We start from the raw sequence: 15,024 nt of genomic DNA on the forward strand, positions 1-15,024 counted from the left end.
TAATGGAAAAAAATAACTTAAACGAAAATGTTTCACAAGAAACATCTCAACTGCGTATTGCTGTAATAGGAGCAGGCCCTGCAGGAGTGTACTCTTCCGATATCTTCTTACGTCAGATTGCAAAGCGTGGAGAAGAATTGGGATTAGGCTCTAGCGCTCGCATTGATCTTTTTGAAAAATTGCCAGTGCCTTTCGGCTTAGTGCGTTACGGAGTAGCTCCTGACCATCCAAGTATCAAATTTATTGCGGATGCGCTTGAAAAGACGCTTGATAATCCAAATATTCATCTTTATGCAAATGTTGAATTTGGTAAAGATATTGCATTAGAAGATTTACTTCATAGATATGATGCTGTGTTATTTGCAACGGGTGCTGTGAAAGATAGGCCTCTTCGAGGAGTTCCAGGTGCCGATTTAGACGGAGTGTACGGAGCTGCAAAATTCGTAGAATGGTACGATGGATACCCAACTAGCAATCGAGAATGGCCGCTTGAAGCCAAGGAAGTAGCTGTTATTGGTGGCGGAAATGTGGCAATGGATGTTGCTCGTGAGCTTTTACGAGATCCTGATTATTTGCGCGCTCATACGGATATTCCAGATGACGTGTATGAGGGATTGCAAAAAAATAAAACCCAAACCTTGCATTTATTTATTCGTCGTGGAGTTGCCCAAGCAAAATTCTCTGTTCAAGAATTGCGCGAAATGGAAAAGTTATCCGGAGTGCAAATTGTTATTAATGAGGATGATTTTGAACTTGACGATGAGACTATTGAAGTAGCCGGTAACGATAAGCTCACGCGTCAAATGGTTGAGGAGCTTTTCGCTATTCGCGATATGGCTGAAGATATGGAAGATGGCGGAAACGTTGATTTTGAGGGGAAGCCAGCCAACAAACGCTATATTATCCACTTCAACTGTGCGCCGGTAGAAATTCTTGGTGAAGATGGACATGTGAAGGCAATACGAGTTGAGCGCACGACTACAAGCGCCGATGGCAAAATGACTCGTACTGGAGAGTTCGAGGAATACGCCGTTCAAGCTGTATACCATGCCATTGGCTACCATCCTGCAGAAGTTGCAGGTATTGCTTACGACGAAAAGCGTACTTTGCTTGCAAATATTGATGGGCGCTTAGTGGAGTCTGTAGAAAATGGCGAAGTTCGTGAGCGATTGTATGCAACTGGCTGGGCTAAGCGTGGGCCGGTAGGATTAATCGGCTCTACAAAATCTGATGCTCTTTTGATTGTTAATAATATGCTTGAAGATTTATCTAAAGCTGGCAATGCTAGGCGAATCGCACCTGATCGCGATGAAAATTCTATAGATAAATTATTGGCAGAAAAGGGCATTAAACCAATTGATTACGCCGGTTGGAAGCGAGTTGACTCTTATGAGCGTGAACTTGGAGCCAATGAGCAGAGAACTCGAAAGAAAGTTGTTTCAGCTTCTGAACTTGTAAATATTGCTTTAGGTAGCAAATAATGCCCTAAATAAACTGAAAATATTACTTAGTATTTAAGTTTGTAGTTAGTAAATACGCAGTATATATTCAGAAAAATTTAAGTTCGCATTATTAAGATAGCTCATATGTTGAAAGGCTTGAGAATACACTATGGCAGCTTAAAAGCCGCACTATTTTTTGTTGTTGTGTGGCTTTTTCTTGCCTTATGTTGGGTTCTTACTGGCTCGCATCTGTCTTCACTAATATGGTTCATTATTCCTGGTATTGCATTTAGTGTTTTTGCTTATTGGTGCTCAAGTAAGCTTGCGATTATTGCTATGCATGCTACAGAGGTTAGTGAAGAAGAAGAGCCTGTGCTTTACGCAATGGTTAGAGATTTATCTGCTCGAATTGGTAAACCTATGCCGCGAGTAATGGTTTCTCCCTACGAAAGTCCTAATGCTTTTGCAACTGGTAGAAGTGAGCGTCATGCGAGTATATGTTGTACTCGTGGTTTGATTAATATTCTTAACGAGCGCGAGTTACGTAGTGTTATTGGTCATGAATTAACTCATATTTATAATCATGATATTCTCGCTTCTTCGCTGGCTACTGCTACAGCAACAGTATTAACGTACGTTGGTTCTTGGCTTGTTTATGTCGGTGATACATATCGTCGTGATATTCGCAAGTATTGCAAATTTATTGGTAAATTTTTGAATATTTTATTCGCTCCTATTGCTTCTGTTATTATCAATGCAATTATTCCTGGTTCGCGTGAATTTGACGCAGATAAGGGAAGTAGTGAAATTACTGGAGATTTTGCTGCGCTTGCTTCCGCACTTAATAAAATTACTTACGGCATGCAGCTTCACGAGATGAAATCTACTGCTGGATTGCAGGCTGTTGCTTCTTTGATGATTATTTGTCCGTGGAATAATAACGCTCCTGCGCTTGTGCGTTTGTGTACTGCGCGTCCTACTGTTCAGGATAGGATTGGGCGTTTAATGAGCATTGCTGCATGAATATTTTGTTTGTTGAACTTGCTTGTCTTGTTTATTGAGTTCATAAACTGATTCCTAAATATTGAAGCGGTAAGCTGTGCATGATACCCTTAGATGGTTGTTGAAACTAGTTTGCTTTTAGTTACAGCATGCGGATGTAGTTCATCGGTAGAATGGAAGCTTCCCAAGCTTCAGAGGCGGGTTCGACTCCCGTCATCCGCTCCATTCAGATTGTAAAATTGTATAAGTTGTAGTTTTTGTACATTGGATGTATAAAAACTACAACTTACGCGTTAGTTAAACTTTCTTTTTCTTGCAATTGTCACAATTGTGCTAGCAAACAGCATTAATGCAACGCTAAATACAATTGGAATTATTTGTATTCCAGTACGAGGGAGTGCATTATTGGCTATTGTGGATTGTTTGTGTAAATGAGGGTCTTTCTTTACTAAAGTATTCGTCCACGCAACTTGTTTACCGTTTTCGTCAATAAGGACAATCGTATGATTGCCTTTATATTCTTCTGGGATAACTACGTCGAATACAATTCTGCCATATTCATTAATGTGAACTGTTACATATTTCATTCCATTTGCGCTATAAAGAAGTTTAGGGTTGGAATATATGTAGGCATAAGCTTTTACTGCTTTTTCTAGTTGTAATCTGCGCATGAATTCTGATGTTGCATTTACTGTAACAGTGATATGGTTGTTTTTTCCCGCATAAGCAATGTTATTATTCCCGACGGTGAGAGTGTTGCACAACGCTGGAAGTAAATCTGCAATACTCTTTGGTGCTGATGGAATCTGTTGCTGTAATGTGTGTGATTCTGAGTTTGCGTTAAGCTCTATGTGGTTTTCGCGCATAGAATCGTTACTAACTGCAGGAGTTTGTAGAGTTTTGGAAGGATGCGTTGGTCCGGGAAATCCCATGCTTGGAATTTCCTTATGGTCTTGATCGAACTTATTAGTCTGTGGGGTTGTGCTATTTGCAGACTTATCAGATTCGCCATTGCTAGAGTGCTCACTGTTGCCAGAATGAGATTCTGGTGTTGGTGGAACAGGTTGTGGCTCTGGTTTAGGCGCAGGTTTTGGCGGAACGGGTGTTGGATTCACCGGGTTTGGTTTCGGCTGCAGAGGCACTGCAGGTTGTTGATCAGGCGTCGGTGTCGGCGTAGGCGAAGGCGTTGGTTCCGGTGTCGGTGGAACAGGTGTCGGAGGTACGGGAGTTGGTGTTGGAGCTGGTGTCGCTGGTGTTAGCTCGATCCATGGTGTTGATTTCTTTGCAGGAATTAACTCGGCCCACGTAATACTCTTTTTAGCTGGGTTTAGTGGTGTTGCTGGAATGATTTCTACAACGTGAGCTTTAAGAGTTACTTTCTGTTTTGCTTTGTTTGCAAAGGTTATTTCTATGATAAATGTTGTTTCTCCAGTGTTTGTTGTGTTTGGTTGTTTTACAACTTGTACTGTGCTGTTTTCTGGTAAGTTTTTTAAGTATGGTTTGAAGTCGAAATTATCGGGGATTTTATTGTCTTTTTTGACTTCTATTTTCTTGCCAGGTTCAGCAGTAACATTTGGAAGTTCCTCGATATTAGCCAATCGTTTATGAATGGTTATTGGAACTATAATAGTTTTTAATATTCTACCAGATAGTACGAGTAGTATTTTCCCTTCGTAGTTGCCGCATTGAGAAGTGTCAATTTTGTCGTATTCTGTAATGTCTGTAATGGTAGAGCCTTGCGGTATATCGTTAGGATTAAGAAGATGCTTTATTGTTGTGCCTTTTGGCAATGGATCATTTTCCATAATGTCAATATTCGTAATTTTAGGTTCGAAAGCTTGTTCGTCAGTTTTAATAACTGGTTCGTTAACTAATCCGTCGAGTGCATCAATTTTGCGACCGGTTCCCTCAATTTTATTGCGTTCGCCAACTGTGAATCCTTGGAAAGCATTCATTCTAGGCTCAAAGTAGCTTCTGGATCCATGACCGGCTCCAGAACTTCCTACGCTTATTGCACCTTCGAAATTTCCTATTCCGCCTATTACTGTATCGTTATCAACTTTATAATGAACGGCATAACCTTCTTTAGTTAGTTTATCGCCAAAATCAGATGTTTCCCAAAGCCATCTGTTGAATATATTACCTTTGATTCTCGGAGCGTTAAAAGTATAAGCTTTAATATTAAAAGTTGCGCCACTACTTTTAGCTCGAATTAAGGCTCTTTGTGCTAAGTACCCACCTAAAGAGTGACCTGTAACATATAAATTGCTTACAGTGTTCTTTTGTTTATATTCATCAATTAATTTATCTATATCAGCAGCTTGGCCTGGGTTTGAGCCAGTTCCAAGCAAGACATCATTCCATACATCTGTTGCGCCTTTAGTGCCGCGAATTGCTAATACTTGCACGCCGTTTTGCTTAATAAATGGGTACGCAGGATTCACATTTTCAAAAAGGATAGCGTCAAACCCACTCCCGAAGTGGTAGGTTTCCTTAACTTTCCAGAATGGTGCAAGCTCGTTGTGCATAAGGCGGTACTCATTGCGATTTTCATAAATAATCCTGAGCGGTTTTGAGTAGTCAAGTACTTCTTTGACGTAGCTGTCTTCCCTATACACAAGCTCCATAAAAAGCGCCATATCGCGAGGGCTAATATCCCACCTGCGAGGATTGCTATCGTTTTTGTCATCTAATCCGTCGCCGTCGGTGTCCTTAATAAGTGGATGCGAATTATATCCGTAATATGTGCGTCCGTTTTTTACGTAAGTGTAAAGCTCTTCGCTGTTCTTCAGACCGTCGCCGTCGCTATCTTGATCTGGATCTAGCGCGGCTTTATGGTAAAGCAAAGAATCAATCTGATTATTTTCCAAACGAATTCGACCAGTAGAAATGTCGTGAGCGGTTTGTGCGGTAAGAGGTACGTGCACTGGTGATGTTTCTTCTGCCGCTGCGGTTGTTGCTAGCGAAGGTATGTAAACCAGCGATGAAATGATCAAACCAAAAGTTAATACAATTCCACTAATTGTGTGAACGGTACTTACTTTTCTCATACTGCTATTCCTTACTTTTTGTACAGACTTCTACTTTATTTTGAAAATATTTTTGCGAGCAGCACAACAGATTTAGCTCAACGTGTTGGTTTTATCAGATTTAACAACTTTATAAAATTGTATCTAGTTGAATCAGATAATTTTAATAAGTACCAAAAGTTAATACTTAAGCTGATGCGGTGTAATAGGAAAGAATTTCATTAGATTAATTGATATAGGAAAAGCACTGAGCTACTTGTGATATTAATGAATCATCGGTAAATCAGCACTTAGCTTATTGTTAATAAATTACACGAGATAGCTATCTATTGCTGGTGCTAATTAATAATCATTAATTAGCAGTAATTAGAACGTGCGAACATCGTAGAAGTTGTTAAGTTCTTCCATCCAACGTCCAGTGCCAGAAATATCTCCTCTAGTACCTACGGTGAAACCTGGGAAATTGTTCATACGGGCCTCAAGATAGCTTCGAGAGCTATGTCCTTGCGCAGAATTGCTGACGCTTATAGCTCCAGCAAAATTGCCAACAGAACGAATAACCTTGTCGTTGTCTACTTTGTAATGAACAGCGTAACCTTCTCGAGTGAGCTTATCGCCAGTATTGGCGACGGCACGCAACCAACGGTTGAAAATATTTCCCCAAATTTGTGGTGAATTGAATGTGTAAATTTTCTTAATCCAGTTGTAGCCTTTGCCTTTAGCACGAATTAAAGCACGCTGTGCAAGATATCCTCCGAGGGAATGTCCGGTAATATACAAATTGCTAACAGTATTTTCGCGACCATAACGCTCAATCAACTGCTCAACATCTTTAGCTTGATCTGGGTTATGACCTACAGCTATTGCAAAATCATCATCGTAATCATTAAATTGGGAAGTTCCACGAATTGCTAGTACTTGAACAGTGCCTTGTTCTAAGAATGGGTATGGACTTACATTTTCAAACAAAACAGCATCAAATCCTCTCCTTTTGTGGTAGGTTTCCTTAACTTTCCAGAATGGTGCAAGCTCGTTGTGCATAAGGCGGTACTCACTGCGATTTTTGTAAATGTCGTGAAGCGGTTTAGTGTAATCGAGTACCTTATTTATGTAATTATCATCTCGATAAGAAAGTTCAGAGAATAAAGCCATATCGCGAGGACTAATATCCCACCTGCGAGGATTGCTGTCTTGATTATCTGGAATACCATCGCCATCGGTATCGTTCATCATAGGGTGAGAATTGTACCCATAATAAGTCTTACCGTCTTTAGTGTAAGTGTAAATTTCCTGACTATTAGTTAAGCCGTCACCATCTAAATCAGCTTGTGGATCAAGAGGCTTCTTGTGATATAAAGACATATCCAAAGCCCCAGGTAAATCTAAGCCTATAGTTCCATTTGCGATTTGTTTAGCTGTTTCAGCAGTAAGTGGAGTTTTTGCATAATTATCTGCGGTTGTTGCCATTGCTGGCATTGCGAAAGCAGATAGGCTCAAGAGCATGCATAGGCTAGTTAAAAACCCTGTTACTGCATTGCGTTTCATAGTATCCTCCCATATTTTGTTTAGTTTTGTAGTCAACAAATGTATAGGACGACTGTTTACGATTTGTAGCACCTCTTTGTTAACTACGTGCGTTATATAAATTAATCGAAATTTATTTTGCCGCCACAATTGCTATTCTACACAGTTCATCAATTGTATAGTCTACATAAACAAAAGTCCATACTTCTAAATAAATGTTGTTGCTCCTTTTTTGTTTACTAAAATCATTGACGATGTGTATAAGAGTCATAGAAAACATCTATATAACTAGAATTATCAATAGCCATAATCTATTCTTAATAATGAAAATAAAAGCGCAACGAAGGCGCAAATGACCTATTTAGGAGAATGATATGAGTTTAATGAACACACATATTCTTCCATTCAAAGTAAATGGTTATAAGAATGGCGAATTTGTTGAAGTAAGTGATACTGATGTTCTTGGCAAATGGGCAATTTTCTTCTTCTATCCAGCTGATTTTTCATTCGTATGCCCAACTGAATTGGAAGATCTTGCAAACCACTATGAGGAATTGCAAAAGTTAGGCGTTGAAGTTTACTCAGTCTCTACGGATACGCATTTTGTACACAAAGCATGGCATGACGATTCTGAAGCAATTGCAAAAGTAAAGTACACTATGTTGGGTGATCCTTCCGGAGCTCTTTCGCGTAACTTTGATGCTTGGAATCAAGAATCCGGTTTAGCTCATCGCGCTACGTTCCTCGTGGATCCGCAAGGTATGATTCAGTTCTTTGAGATGACCGCAGACGGAATTGGTCGTAACGCCGACGAGCTCCTTCGTAAAGTTAAAGCAGCACAGTATATTGCAGCGCATCCAGGCGAAGTTTGCCCAGCAAAATGGGAGCAGGGCGAAGAAACCTTGGAACCTTCTATCGATTTAGTCGGCAAAATCTGATTTTTGCAATTAAATATTAAAGAATCTTTTTTAAAGAATATTCTCAATGCGTAGGGAGCTACGTTCATAGTTTCCTACGCATTCGCTTATTTTTACTTGTGACTAAAATTACCGAAGGAAGTAAATTATGTCTTTGTTGAATGCGTCATTAACTGCTCAGCTTTCAGAATTACTAAAAAAGATGGTATCTAAAATAGAGATCGTTTCTTACGTTGATAATTCTGAAACATCTCAAAAAGTTAAATCCTTACTGGAAGAAGTATCTCAGCAAAGTGACAAAATTAGTATTTCTGAAGTAAATAATAATGAAATTAGCAATGTAAAGCGTAAGCCAAGCTTTGAATTGCGTAGAAAACTAGATAATCCAGTAAATGGAAAATCTACTGTATCGGTTAGTTTTGCGGGATTGCCTTTAGGGCACGAATTCAGTTCTTTAGTATTAGCGCTTCTACAAGTAAGTGGCTATGCGCCAAAAATTAGTGATGAGCAACGCGATGCAATACTAAAGCTTGGTTCACACAATGTGACAACATACATGTCGGTAACTTGCCTGAATTGCCCAGAAGTTGTGCAATCGCTTAATACCATTTCTGTTATTAACCCTAAAATTCAGCATACTGTAGTTGAAGGTAGCGCTTTCCGTGAAGAAGTAGATAAACTCGGTGTAATGAGCGTGCCAGCAGTTTTTGAAAATGGCAAACTTATTTCCTCCGGACGGGCAGGAATTGACGAACTTGTATCTGTGCTTGCATCACAAGAAAAATCTGTTAAGCAGGATGAGGATGGCAATAATGGTAATAGCGTTTCTTCGGCAAATGTTGCGCTCGCAGAAAAAATGAATTCGCAAAATCCATACGATATTGTTATTGCTGGCGGCGGTCCTGCTGCTTCTGCTGCCGCAATTTACACTGCTCGTAAGGGTTTGCGTACGGCTATGATTATGGATCATCGTGGCGGACAGGTTGTAGAAACTGAAAGTATTGAAAATCATATTTCCCAAACGCATACGACTGGTTCTCAACTAGCAGCAGATTTAACTAAGCATATTTCTCAATACGATATTGACGTATTTACTCCTGATTGGGCAGACTCGCTCGATTTATCTAAGGAACCATATGGGTTACATACTATTCATGCGCGTTCTGGCGGATCTTTGAAAGCGCGTGCAGTGATTATTGCAACTGGCGCGACTTGGCGTACGTTGGGCGTTCCTGGAGAAGATGAGTATAGGAATAGAGGCGTATCATTCTGCCCTCATTGCGACGGCCCACTTTTCAAAGATAAGAATGTTGTCGTTGTTGGCGGCGGAAATTCTGGTGTTGAAGCTGCTATTGATTTAGCAGGAGTTGCAAAACATGTGACGGTGGTTGAGTTCATGGATGTGCTTAAAGCTGATCAAGTATTGCTTAATACTTTGCATAAATTACCTAACGCTGAAGTTATTACGAGTGCTGCCGTAAGTAGTATTGAAGGTAATGGTAGTAAAGTTACTGCAATACGTTACATAGATCGCAATAAAGCAGACGATGATGAAAACAGAGAACATATTGTTGAAACCGATGGGGTTTTTGTGCAAATTGGTTTAGCTCCGAATACTCGTTGGCTTGTAAATAATATTTCTCTCAATAATCGAGGAGAAATTATTACGAATCGCGCTGGATGCACTGATACTCCGGGTGTTTTTGCTGCTGGAGATTGTTCAGACGAACCGTATAAGCAGATCGTTACAGCGTATGGTTCTGGAGCCAATGCTGCGTTATCTGCATTTGACTATCTTATCCGCAGCCCGCAAAATAAATAATTTATAAAATTTATTATGCAATAAACAATGGGAGGCGTCTTATGAATATTAGAGCGTTAGAATATCTAATAGCTTTTGCACAAGAAGGAAGCTTTACCAAGGCGGCTGTTCGTATGCGCGTCTCTCAGCCTACTCTTTCAACGCAAATTAAAAAACTTGAAGAGACTTTAGACGTAGAACTTATTGAGCGCACTCCCGGGAAACAAATCTTAACTCCTGCTGGGAGGGAAGTGGTTTATTACGCTAAACGTATTCAGGCAGATATGTCACGTATTCGACAAGCTGCAAGACGCTCAGAAGATCCATGGTCATCTACAGTAGTTTTGGGTGTGTTCCCAACGTTAGGACCATACTTACTTCCAAGAATTATGCCTGCACTCAGGCGTTTAAAACCAAAACTTACTATTCGTTTTATAGAAGAAAAATCAGCGAAACTTATTGATTTGCTAGATAGTGGTCAAGTCGACGCAGCTATATTAAGCGAAAGTTTGAATGCGCCTTCAATAAAAGTGTGTCATGTTTTTGACGAAGATTTTCTTCTTGCGACTTCTACAAATTCTTTGCTAGGACACGAGAGTAAACCAATTGAACTTTCAGATTTGTCTACTCAGAAAGTGCTTTTACTAGAAGATGGGCATTGTATGCGTAGAAGCATGCTCGATGTATGCCAAAAAGTGGGGGCGAAGCAATCAGAATTTAGGGCAACGTCGTTAGAAACTTTGCGATATATGGTTGTAGGTAGCAAAGATGTGACATTATTGCCGCGTCTTGCAACTGTACCTCCAATTGTGCAACCAGTTGGTTTGATGTTGCGTGAGTTTAAGAATCCTAAACCTTATCGATCGTTATATTTGAATTGGCGCGCAGCTTCTCCAGTAGACAAAATTATGGAAGGATTGTGCACAATAATTAGTTCAGCATGCTCTGATTTGCATAAAAAATAAGTGGGATATTCTGCTTAAAAATAAAAATAAAAATAGGCACTTCTGTATGCTATGTTAGCTACAGAAGTGCCATGTTCTTCTTCTCTTACTTTTTATTCTCACTTTATTTTGAGAATTATCTGCCTCGTTTTATTTGCTGTGTTTTATTTGTTGCTAAATTAATGATTTATAATTCAATTCCAAGATAGCGTGCTACTTGATTCACATCCTTATCTCCACGGCCGGAAACTGTTACTAAAACAATGTCATCCTTACTCATCTTTGGAACCATCTTCATAGCTTGTGCTATTGCATGTGAGCTTTCCAAAGCTGGGATGATTCCTTCAACTCTAGAAAGTGCGCGAAAAGCTTGAACTGCTTCATCATCAGTGATTGCGTAGTATTCTGCGCGACCAGAATCCTTTAAATATGAGTGTTCTGGGCCGACTCCAGGGTAATCCAATCCCGCAGAAATAGAGTAGGCTGGAAGCTCGTTACCGTCATCATCCATAAGAACATAAGTTTTCATGCCATCCGTAATGCCAACTTTTCCATTCGTCATAGTAGCAGCATTTTGAGGAGTATCAGCGCCTTTACCTGCGCCTTCAGCACCAATCAATCGTACAGACAGATCATCAATATATGCTGCAAAAGAACCAATTGCATTAGAACCGCCACCAATGCAAGCAATTACAGCATTCGGCAATCTGCCTTCCTTTTCTAGGATTTGCCTTCTCGACTCTTTGCTAATAACGCTTTGAAAATCGCGAACCATTTGTGGATAAGGGTAAGGTCCCACTGCGGAGCCAACGATGTAGAAGGTATCATCCAAGTGCTGTGCATAATCCATAAATGCTGCAGTTACAGCATCTTTTAAAGTTTTTGTGCCTTCTTGAACAGCATGAACTTTTGCACCGAGCAAAGTCATTCTAAAAACGTTAAGTTTTTGGCGTTCGCAATCAAGTGCGCCCATAAAAATTTCGCATTCCATGCCGAATCGTGCTGCTGCAGCAGCAGTGGCAACGCCATGCTGACCGGCTCCGGTTTCAGCGATAATGCGCTTTTTACCCATGCGTTGAGCGAGTAAAATTTGTCCGAGAACATTATTCATTTTGTGAGCGCCGAGATGGTTTAAATCTTCGCGCTTTAAATATACTTTTGCGCCGCCTAAATATTTTGTGAAAGATTCAGCATAGTATAAAGGTGTTTCGCGACCGTCGTAATCTTTTAATAATCCAGCTAATTCATTGCGGAACTCTGGATCGTCTTTGTATTGTAAGTAAGCTGCTGCTACTGCGTCGAGTGCTGGACGAATCATATCTGGTACGTACTGTCCGCCAAATTCACCGTAATACATGTTTTGTTCAACTGCGTTTACCATAATTTTGCCCTTCTTGTGCGTGCCGAGGAAATCGGCATTAAGTTTGTTCTTTATTATTTTTATGTCGATTATTTTGTAAATTTGAAGGGCGTGTGCTCAGATAACAAAAAGCTGGATGGCAGCTTATATGCCATTCAGCTCAAATAATGTTGATGATGAATCCGGCATAGCCCCGTTGATTGTTTAAAATCAGCAAGCCCACACCGATATGTGAACTCGCTTTTAACTACGCCAGCTGCGCCAGAAACGAGTATTCATGTTCATCAACCTCCAATCTTGTTGCACAAGTTTAGCCTTAGCTGTGACAATGTCAACCTTTTAGTGTTAATTCGGCGTTTCGTGCAGAAAAAATTTAACCCCGGCGTCTATGCGCCGGGGAAATAAAGGAGAGAAGAAAAGAATAAGTTTTAGGTGCTCTGCACCTGCCTTTTTGTCGACAATATTATATAATCACACTATTCTGAGCAGAACAGTAACGCTAACTGATAATTACCTGAGAATTATCTACTTTTCTTCTAAATCTTGCTATTTTAGGAATTACTTTTCTAAAAACGGAATCATTTTTCTAAAAATATTATTCGCTTAAATCAGCGCGATAGAAATGCTCATACGAACGTGATGGAGTTGGACCGCGCTGACCTTGATAGTGCGATCCGTTAACGGCTGAACCGTATGGGTTTTCACATGGTGAGCTTAACTGGAAGAAACACATTTGACCAATCTTCATGCCAGGCCAAAGTTTAACTGGCAAAGTGCTAACGTTTGAAAGCTCCAAAGTAATATGACCTTCAAAACCTGGATCAATGAAGCCAGCTGTGGAATGTGTCAAAATACCAAGACGACCAAGCGAGCTTTTGCCTTCCAAACGTGCAGCAATAGTAGCGTCAAGTTTTACATACTCCCACGTAGCGCCGAGTGCGAACTCTCCAGGATGAAGAATCCATGGCTCGTCAGGAGCTACCTCGAACTGTTCTGTAAGTTCACCCTGATTTTCTGCAGGATCAACATACGTGTAAGCATGGTTGTTAAATAAGCGGAAAAAACGGTCGAGGCGCACGTCAATCGACGCAGGCTGTACCATTTCCGGGGTCCATGGGGTCAAATCAATATGACCCTCATCATGAGCTTTGAGAATGTCGTGATCAGACAACAGCATGACGTCAAATCTCCTTGCAATAAAGCTTATACATCAGTAACTTCATTGTTCGCACGAAATATTTATTGCTATTTTGCGCGAAAAATACAATACGCACAATTGTAGCGCGTGCCGCGGTCTGTGAGTATTCTGCAAGCTATTTCCTGAAAACAAATAAATATTCATGAGCAATCAGCAAAAAATTATACTTGATACTATTTGTCTTCCAATACCCAGTTGCTTTACAGTTATGCTGTTCCTTAATGATTATTTCTTTGAGCGTAAATCCTACATTTTGAAATATTTTCATTACTTCAAACGACATAGGTATCATGCAACCTTTTCGCCTTGTGTCTCCCATCAATATCGCACAAAACTTCCCAGACTTTAGAACTCTATAGCTTTCAGATGCTACTTTTTTCATTTCGTCTAAAAATGGATTAATGTCCAAAAGCGATAAATCATCTGGAATGCATTCGCTATATTTAATTATATTTGCATATGGTGGGTGAGTGCAGACAAAATCAATGCTTTCATTATCTAGAAAATCTAGATTTCTAGCGTCTCCTTTTTTAATGAAAACCTTTCCGTTAGCTCCTTCGTGTTCAAAATCTACTTTTTCGTTGCACCTATTAAGCGCTAAATCATTAACATCCACACCGATGATATTCCTGTTAAGCAACTTTGCTTCCACAAGTGTTGTGCCTCCGCCAACGAATTGATCTAGTACTAAATCGTTTTCTGAAGAGTATCTCAAAAGAAGATTCCTAACAACATAAGGCGACCAGTTCCCGCGCCACTTTGCGTCATGAGTAGCCCAGTTTCCTCTGTTCGGGAATGACCAGTGAGTGGTCATTTCCAGTTCAAAATCATCTGGTTCCCAGCGCGCTATATGATTCTGAGTCACCTAAAAATCTCCTTCATAATGTTATGTTCCATATCGTAAATGTTGTAAAGATTTGGCATGACATCAAAGGTTTCTTCAAGATTATTACGCGCGCTTTCCCACCCCTTGCCATCTGTAAACCATACGAATGTAAAGCCTTTTATATCTTTGCTTTCTAGTGCGAGTGTTTTATAGCTTCTAGAAGTTTCATTTAGTTTGCTTCCTCCTGTGCTGTAGAAATTTGTCTCTATCCCGTACACTGTTCTGTCTGTTTTTACAATAAAATCAAATCGTTTTTCCATTTTTCCTTGATTTGAAATTGATGAAAGATCGACATTCCATTTATCAGAAATTTCATGAATATACATTTCTTTAAAATAATTTTCATTTTTTACGAATCCTGCAGATTGTATGAAGCTTTCCACAAGATCTTCCATAAGATGACCGCCTCGATTCTTTCTTCCATTAGAATCAAGACCTGTTTCAATACCCGTGACATAATCAACTAGATTTGTAACAATATGATGCTGTAAAAGCTCAAATAATCCAGTTTTACGCATAAAGTATTTATATTTTTCGCGTTCAAGTTGTGATAATGAACTGAATCTTTTAGGATCAAAATAAAAAGTATTATTTTCACTATTATCTTGGCAGTATATTTCGTAGGATCTAACAGCCAAAAGTATTGGCACACACTTTATTACTTCTGGATATTTAACTAGTAATCCGTCAAAATCTTTTTCGATATTTTGTGAACCAATAAGTGAATTCAATATATTTAATTCAACTTTTATTGAATCAACATTAGAGTAGACTTTGTGAAAATCTACATAAAAATCATATGTTGCAATGCTTTCGCGAAATGTTGAAAGCCAATTGTTAAAATTTCGTTCCATAATGTTTCTCCATAACTATTTCTTGTGATAACGATTATTTCCGTAAGCGCAATTACTTTTATGAACC

11 protein-coding genes and 1 tRNA gene are annotated in these 15,024 nt (G+C 39.6%); 6 read left to right on the forward strand and 6 right to left on the reverse strand.

The features are described 5' to 3' along the window. Positions 1-2 precede the first annotated feature (2 nt). The 3 genes from HXT39_RS00190 (at position 3) to HXT39_RS00200 (ending at position 2,669) form a co-directional block, all read left to right on the forward strand. On the forward strand, positions 3-1,481 hold the full coding sequence (locus tag HXT39_RS00190) for an FAD-dependent oxidoreductase (RefSeq protein ID WP_103013741.1): 1,479 nt from the start codon (positions 3-5) through the stop codon (positions 1,479-1,481). A gap of 105 nt (positions 1,482-1,586) precedes the next feature. Continuing rightward, positions 1,587-2,465 carry a M48 family metalloprotease gene (locus tag HXT39_RS00195; protein WP_076002503.1) on the forward strand — a complete coding sequence of 293 codons (879 nt, stop codon included), beginning with the start codon at positions 1,587-1,589 and terminating at the stop codon, positions 2,463-2,465. A 130-nt stretch (positions 2,466-2,595) separates the two neighbouring features. Continuing rightward, a tRNA-Gly gene (locus tag HXT39_RS00200) sits at positions 2,596-2,669 on the forward strand. A gap of 68 nt (positions 2,670-2,737) precedes the next feature. Here HXT39_RS00200 and HXT39_RS00205 read toward each other — a convergent pair. Continuing rightward, positions 2,738-5,494 (reverse strand): Rib/alpha-like domain-containing protein, encoded by a 2,757-nt coding sequence (locus HXT39_RS00205; protein ID WP_103013740.1) that lies wholly within the window; start codon positions 5,492-5,494, stop codon positions 2,738-2,740. Between the two features lie 345 nt (positions 5,495-5,839). After that, on the reverse strand, positions 5,840-7,018 hold the full coding sequence (locus tag HXT39_RS00210; protein WP_103013739.1) for a lipase family protein: 1,179 nt from the start codon (positions 7,016-7,018) through the stop codon (positions 5,840-5,842). Between the two features lie 353 nt (positions 7,019-7,371). Here HXT39_RS00210 and ahpC point away from each other — a divergent pair, with 353 nt between their 5' ends. The 3 genes from ahpC (at position 7,372) to HXT39_RS00225 (ending at position 10,680) form a co-directional block, all read left to right on the forward strand. Continuing rightward, entirely contained in the window at positions 7,372-7,935 is a 564-nt protein-coding gene (ahpC, locus tag HXT39_RS00215) for an alkyl hydroperoxide reductase subunit C (protein WP_004119771.1), read from the forward strand. Positions 7,936-8,062: 127 nt separating this feature from the next. Beyond that, positions 8,063-9,736, forward strand: a complete 1,674-nt coding sequence (gene ahpF / locus HXT39_RS00220; protein ID WP_103013738.1) for an alkyl hydroperoxide reductase subunit F — start codon at positions 8,063-8,065, stop codon at positions 9,734-9,736. Positions 9,737-9,777: 41 nt separating this feature from the next. After that, positions 9,778-10,680: a LysR substrate-binding domain-containing protein gene (locus HXT39_RS00225; protein ID WP_103013737.1), complete on the forward strand. Its 903-nt coding sequence runs from the start codon at positions 9,778-9,780 to the stop codon at positions 10,678-10,680. 166 nt (positions 10,681-10,846) lie between these two features. Here HXT39_RS00225 and trpB read toward each other — a convergent pair whose 3' ends face one another. The 4 genes from trpB to HXT39_RS00245 form a co-directional block, all read right to left on the reverse strand. Continuing rightward, complete coding sequence (gene trpB / locus HXT39_RS00230; RefSeq protein WP_004109446.1) at positions 10,847-12,040, reverse strand: tryptophan synthase subunit beta; 1,194 nt, start codon at positions 12,038-12,040, stop codon at positions 10,847-10,849. A 574-nt stretch (positions 12,041-12,614) separates the two neighbouring features. After that, positions 12,615-13,196 carry a dCTP deaminase gene (gene dcd / locus HXT39_RS00235; RefSeq protein WP_004109442.1) on the reverse strand — a complete coding sequence of 194 codons (582 nt, stop codon included), beginning with the start codon at positions 13,194-13,196 and terminating at the stop codon, positions 12,615-12,617. 136 nt (positions 13,197-13,332) lie between these two features. Beyond that, a complete protein-coding gene (locus tag HXT39_RS00240; protein WP_233186329.1) occupies positions 13,333-14,082 on the reverse strand; it encodes a TRM11 family SAM-dependent methyltransferase in 750 nt (249 codons plus the stop codon). Continuing rightward, a complete protein-coding gene (locus HXT39_RS00245; protein ID WP_180963727.1) occupies positions 14,079-14,957 on the reverse strand; it encodes a type II restriction endonuclease in 879 nt (292 codons plus the stop codon). The genes HXT39_RS00240 and HXT39_RS00245 overlap by 4 nt, the downstream gene beginning before the upstream one ends. Positions 14,958-15,024 lie beyond the last annotated feature (67 nt).

Source organism: Gardnerella sp. DNF01159, from assembly GCF_049244215.1.
Classification (GTDB): domain Bacteria; phylum Actinomycetota; class Actinomycetes; order Actinomycetales; family Bifidobacteriaceae; genus Bifidobacterium; species Bifidobacterium swidsinskii.

Excerpts from the sequence above, each read along its gene's own strand:
- HXT39_RS00190 (WP_103013741.1), top strand. The coding sequence starts at position 3 with ATGGAAAAAAATAACTTAAACGAAAATGTTTCACAAGAAACATCTCAA.
- HXT39_RS00195 (WP_076002503.1), top strand. The coding sequence starts at position 1,587 with ATGTTGAAAGGCTTGAGAATACACTATGGCAGCTTAAAAGCCGCACTA.
- HXT39_RS00205 (WP_103013740.1), bottom strand. The coding sequence starts at position 5,494 with ATGAGAAAAGTAAGTACCGTTCACACAATTAGTGGAATTGTATTAACT.
- HXT39_RS00210 (WP_103013739.1), bottom strand. The coding sequence starts at position 7,018 with ATGAAACGCAATGCAGTAACAGGGTTTTTAACTAGCCTATGCATGCTC.
- ahpC (WP_004119771.1), top strand. The coding sequence starts at position 7,372 with ATGAGTTTAATGAACACACATATTCTTCCATTCAAAGTAAATGGTTAT.
- ahpF (WP_103013738.1), top strand. The coding sequence starts at position 8,063 with ATGTCTTTGTTGAATGCGTCATTAACTGCTCAGCTTTCAGAATTACTA.
- HXT39_RS00225 (WP_103013737.1), top strand. The coding sequence starts at position 9,778 with ATGAATATTAGAGCGTTAGAATATCTAATAGCTTTTGCACAAGAAGGA.
- trpB (WP_004109446.1), bottom strand. The coding sequence starts at position 12,040 with ATGGTAAACGCAGTTGAACAAAACATGTATTACGGTGAATTTGGCGGA.
- dcd (WP_004109442.1), bottom strand. The coding sequence starts at position 13,196 with ATGCTGTTGTCTGATCACGACATTCTCAAAGCTCATGATGAGGGTCAT.
- HXT39_RS00245 (WP_180963727.1), bottom strand. The coding sequence starts at position 14,957 with ATGGAACGAAATTTTAACAATTGGCTTTCAACATTTCGCGAAAGCATT.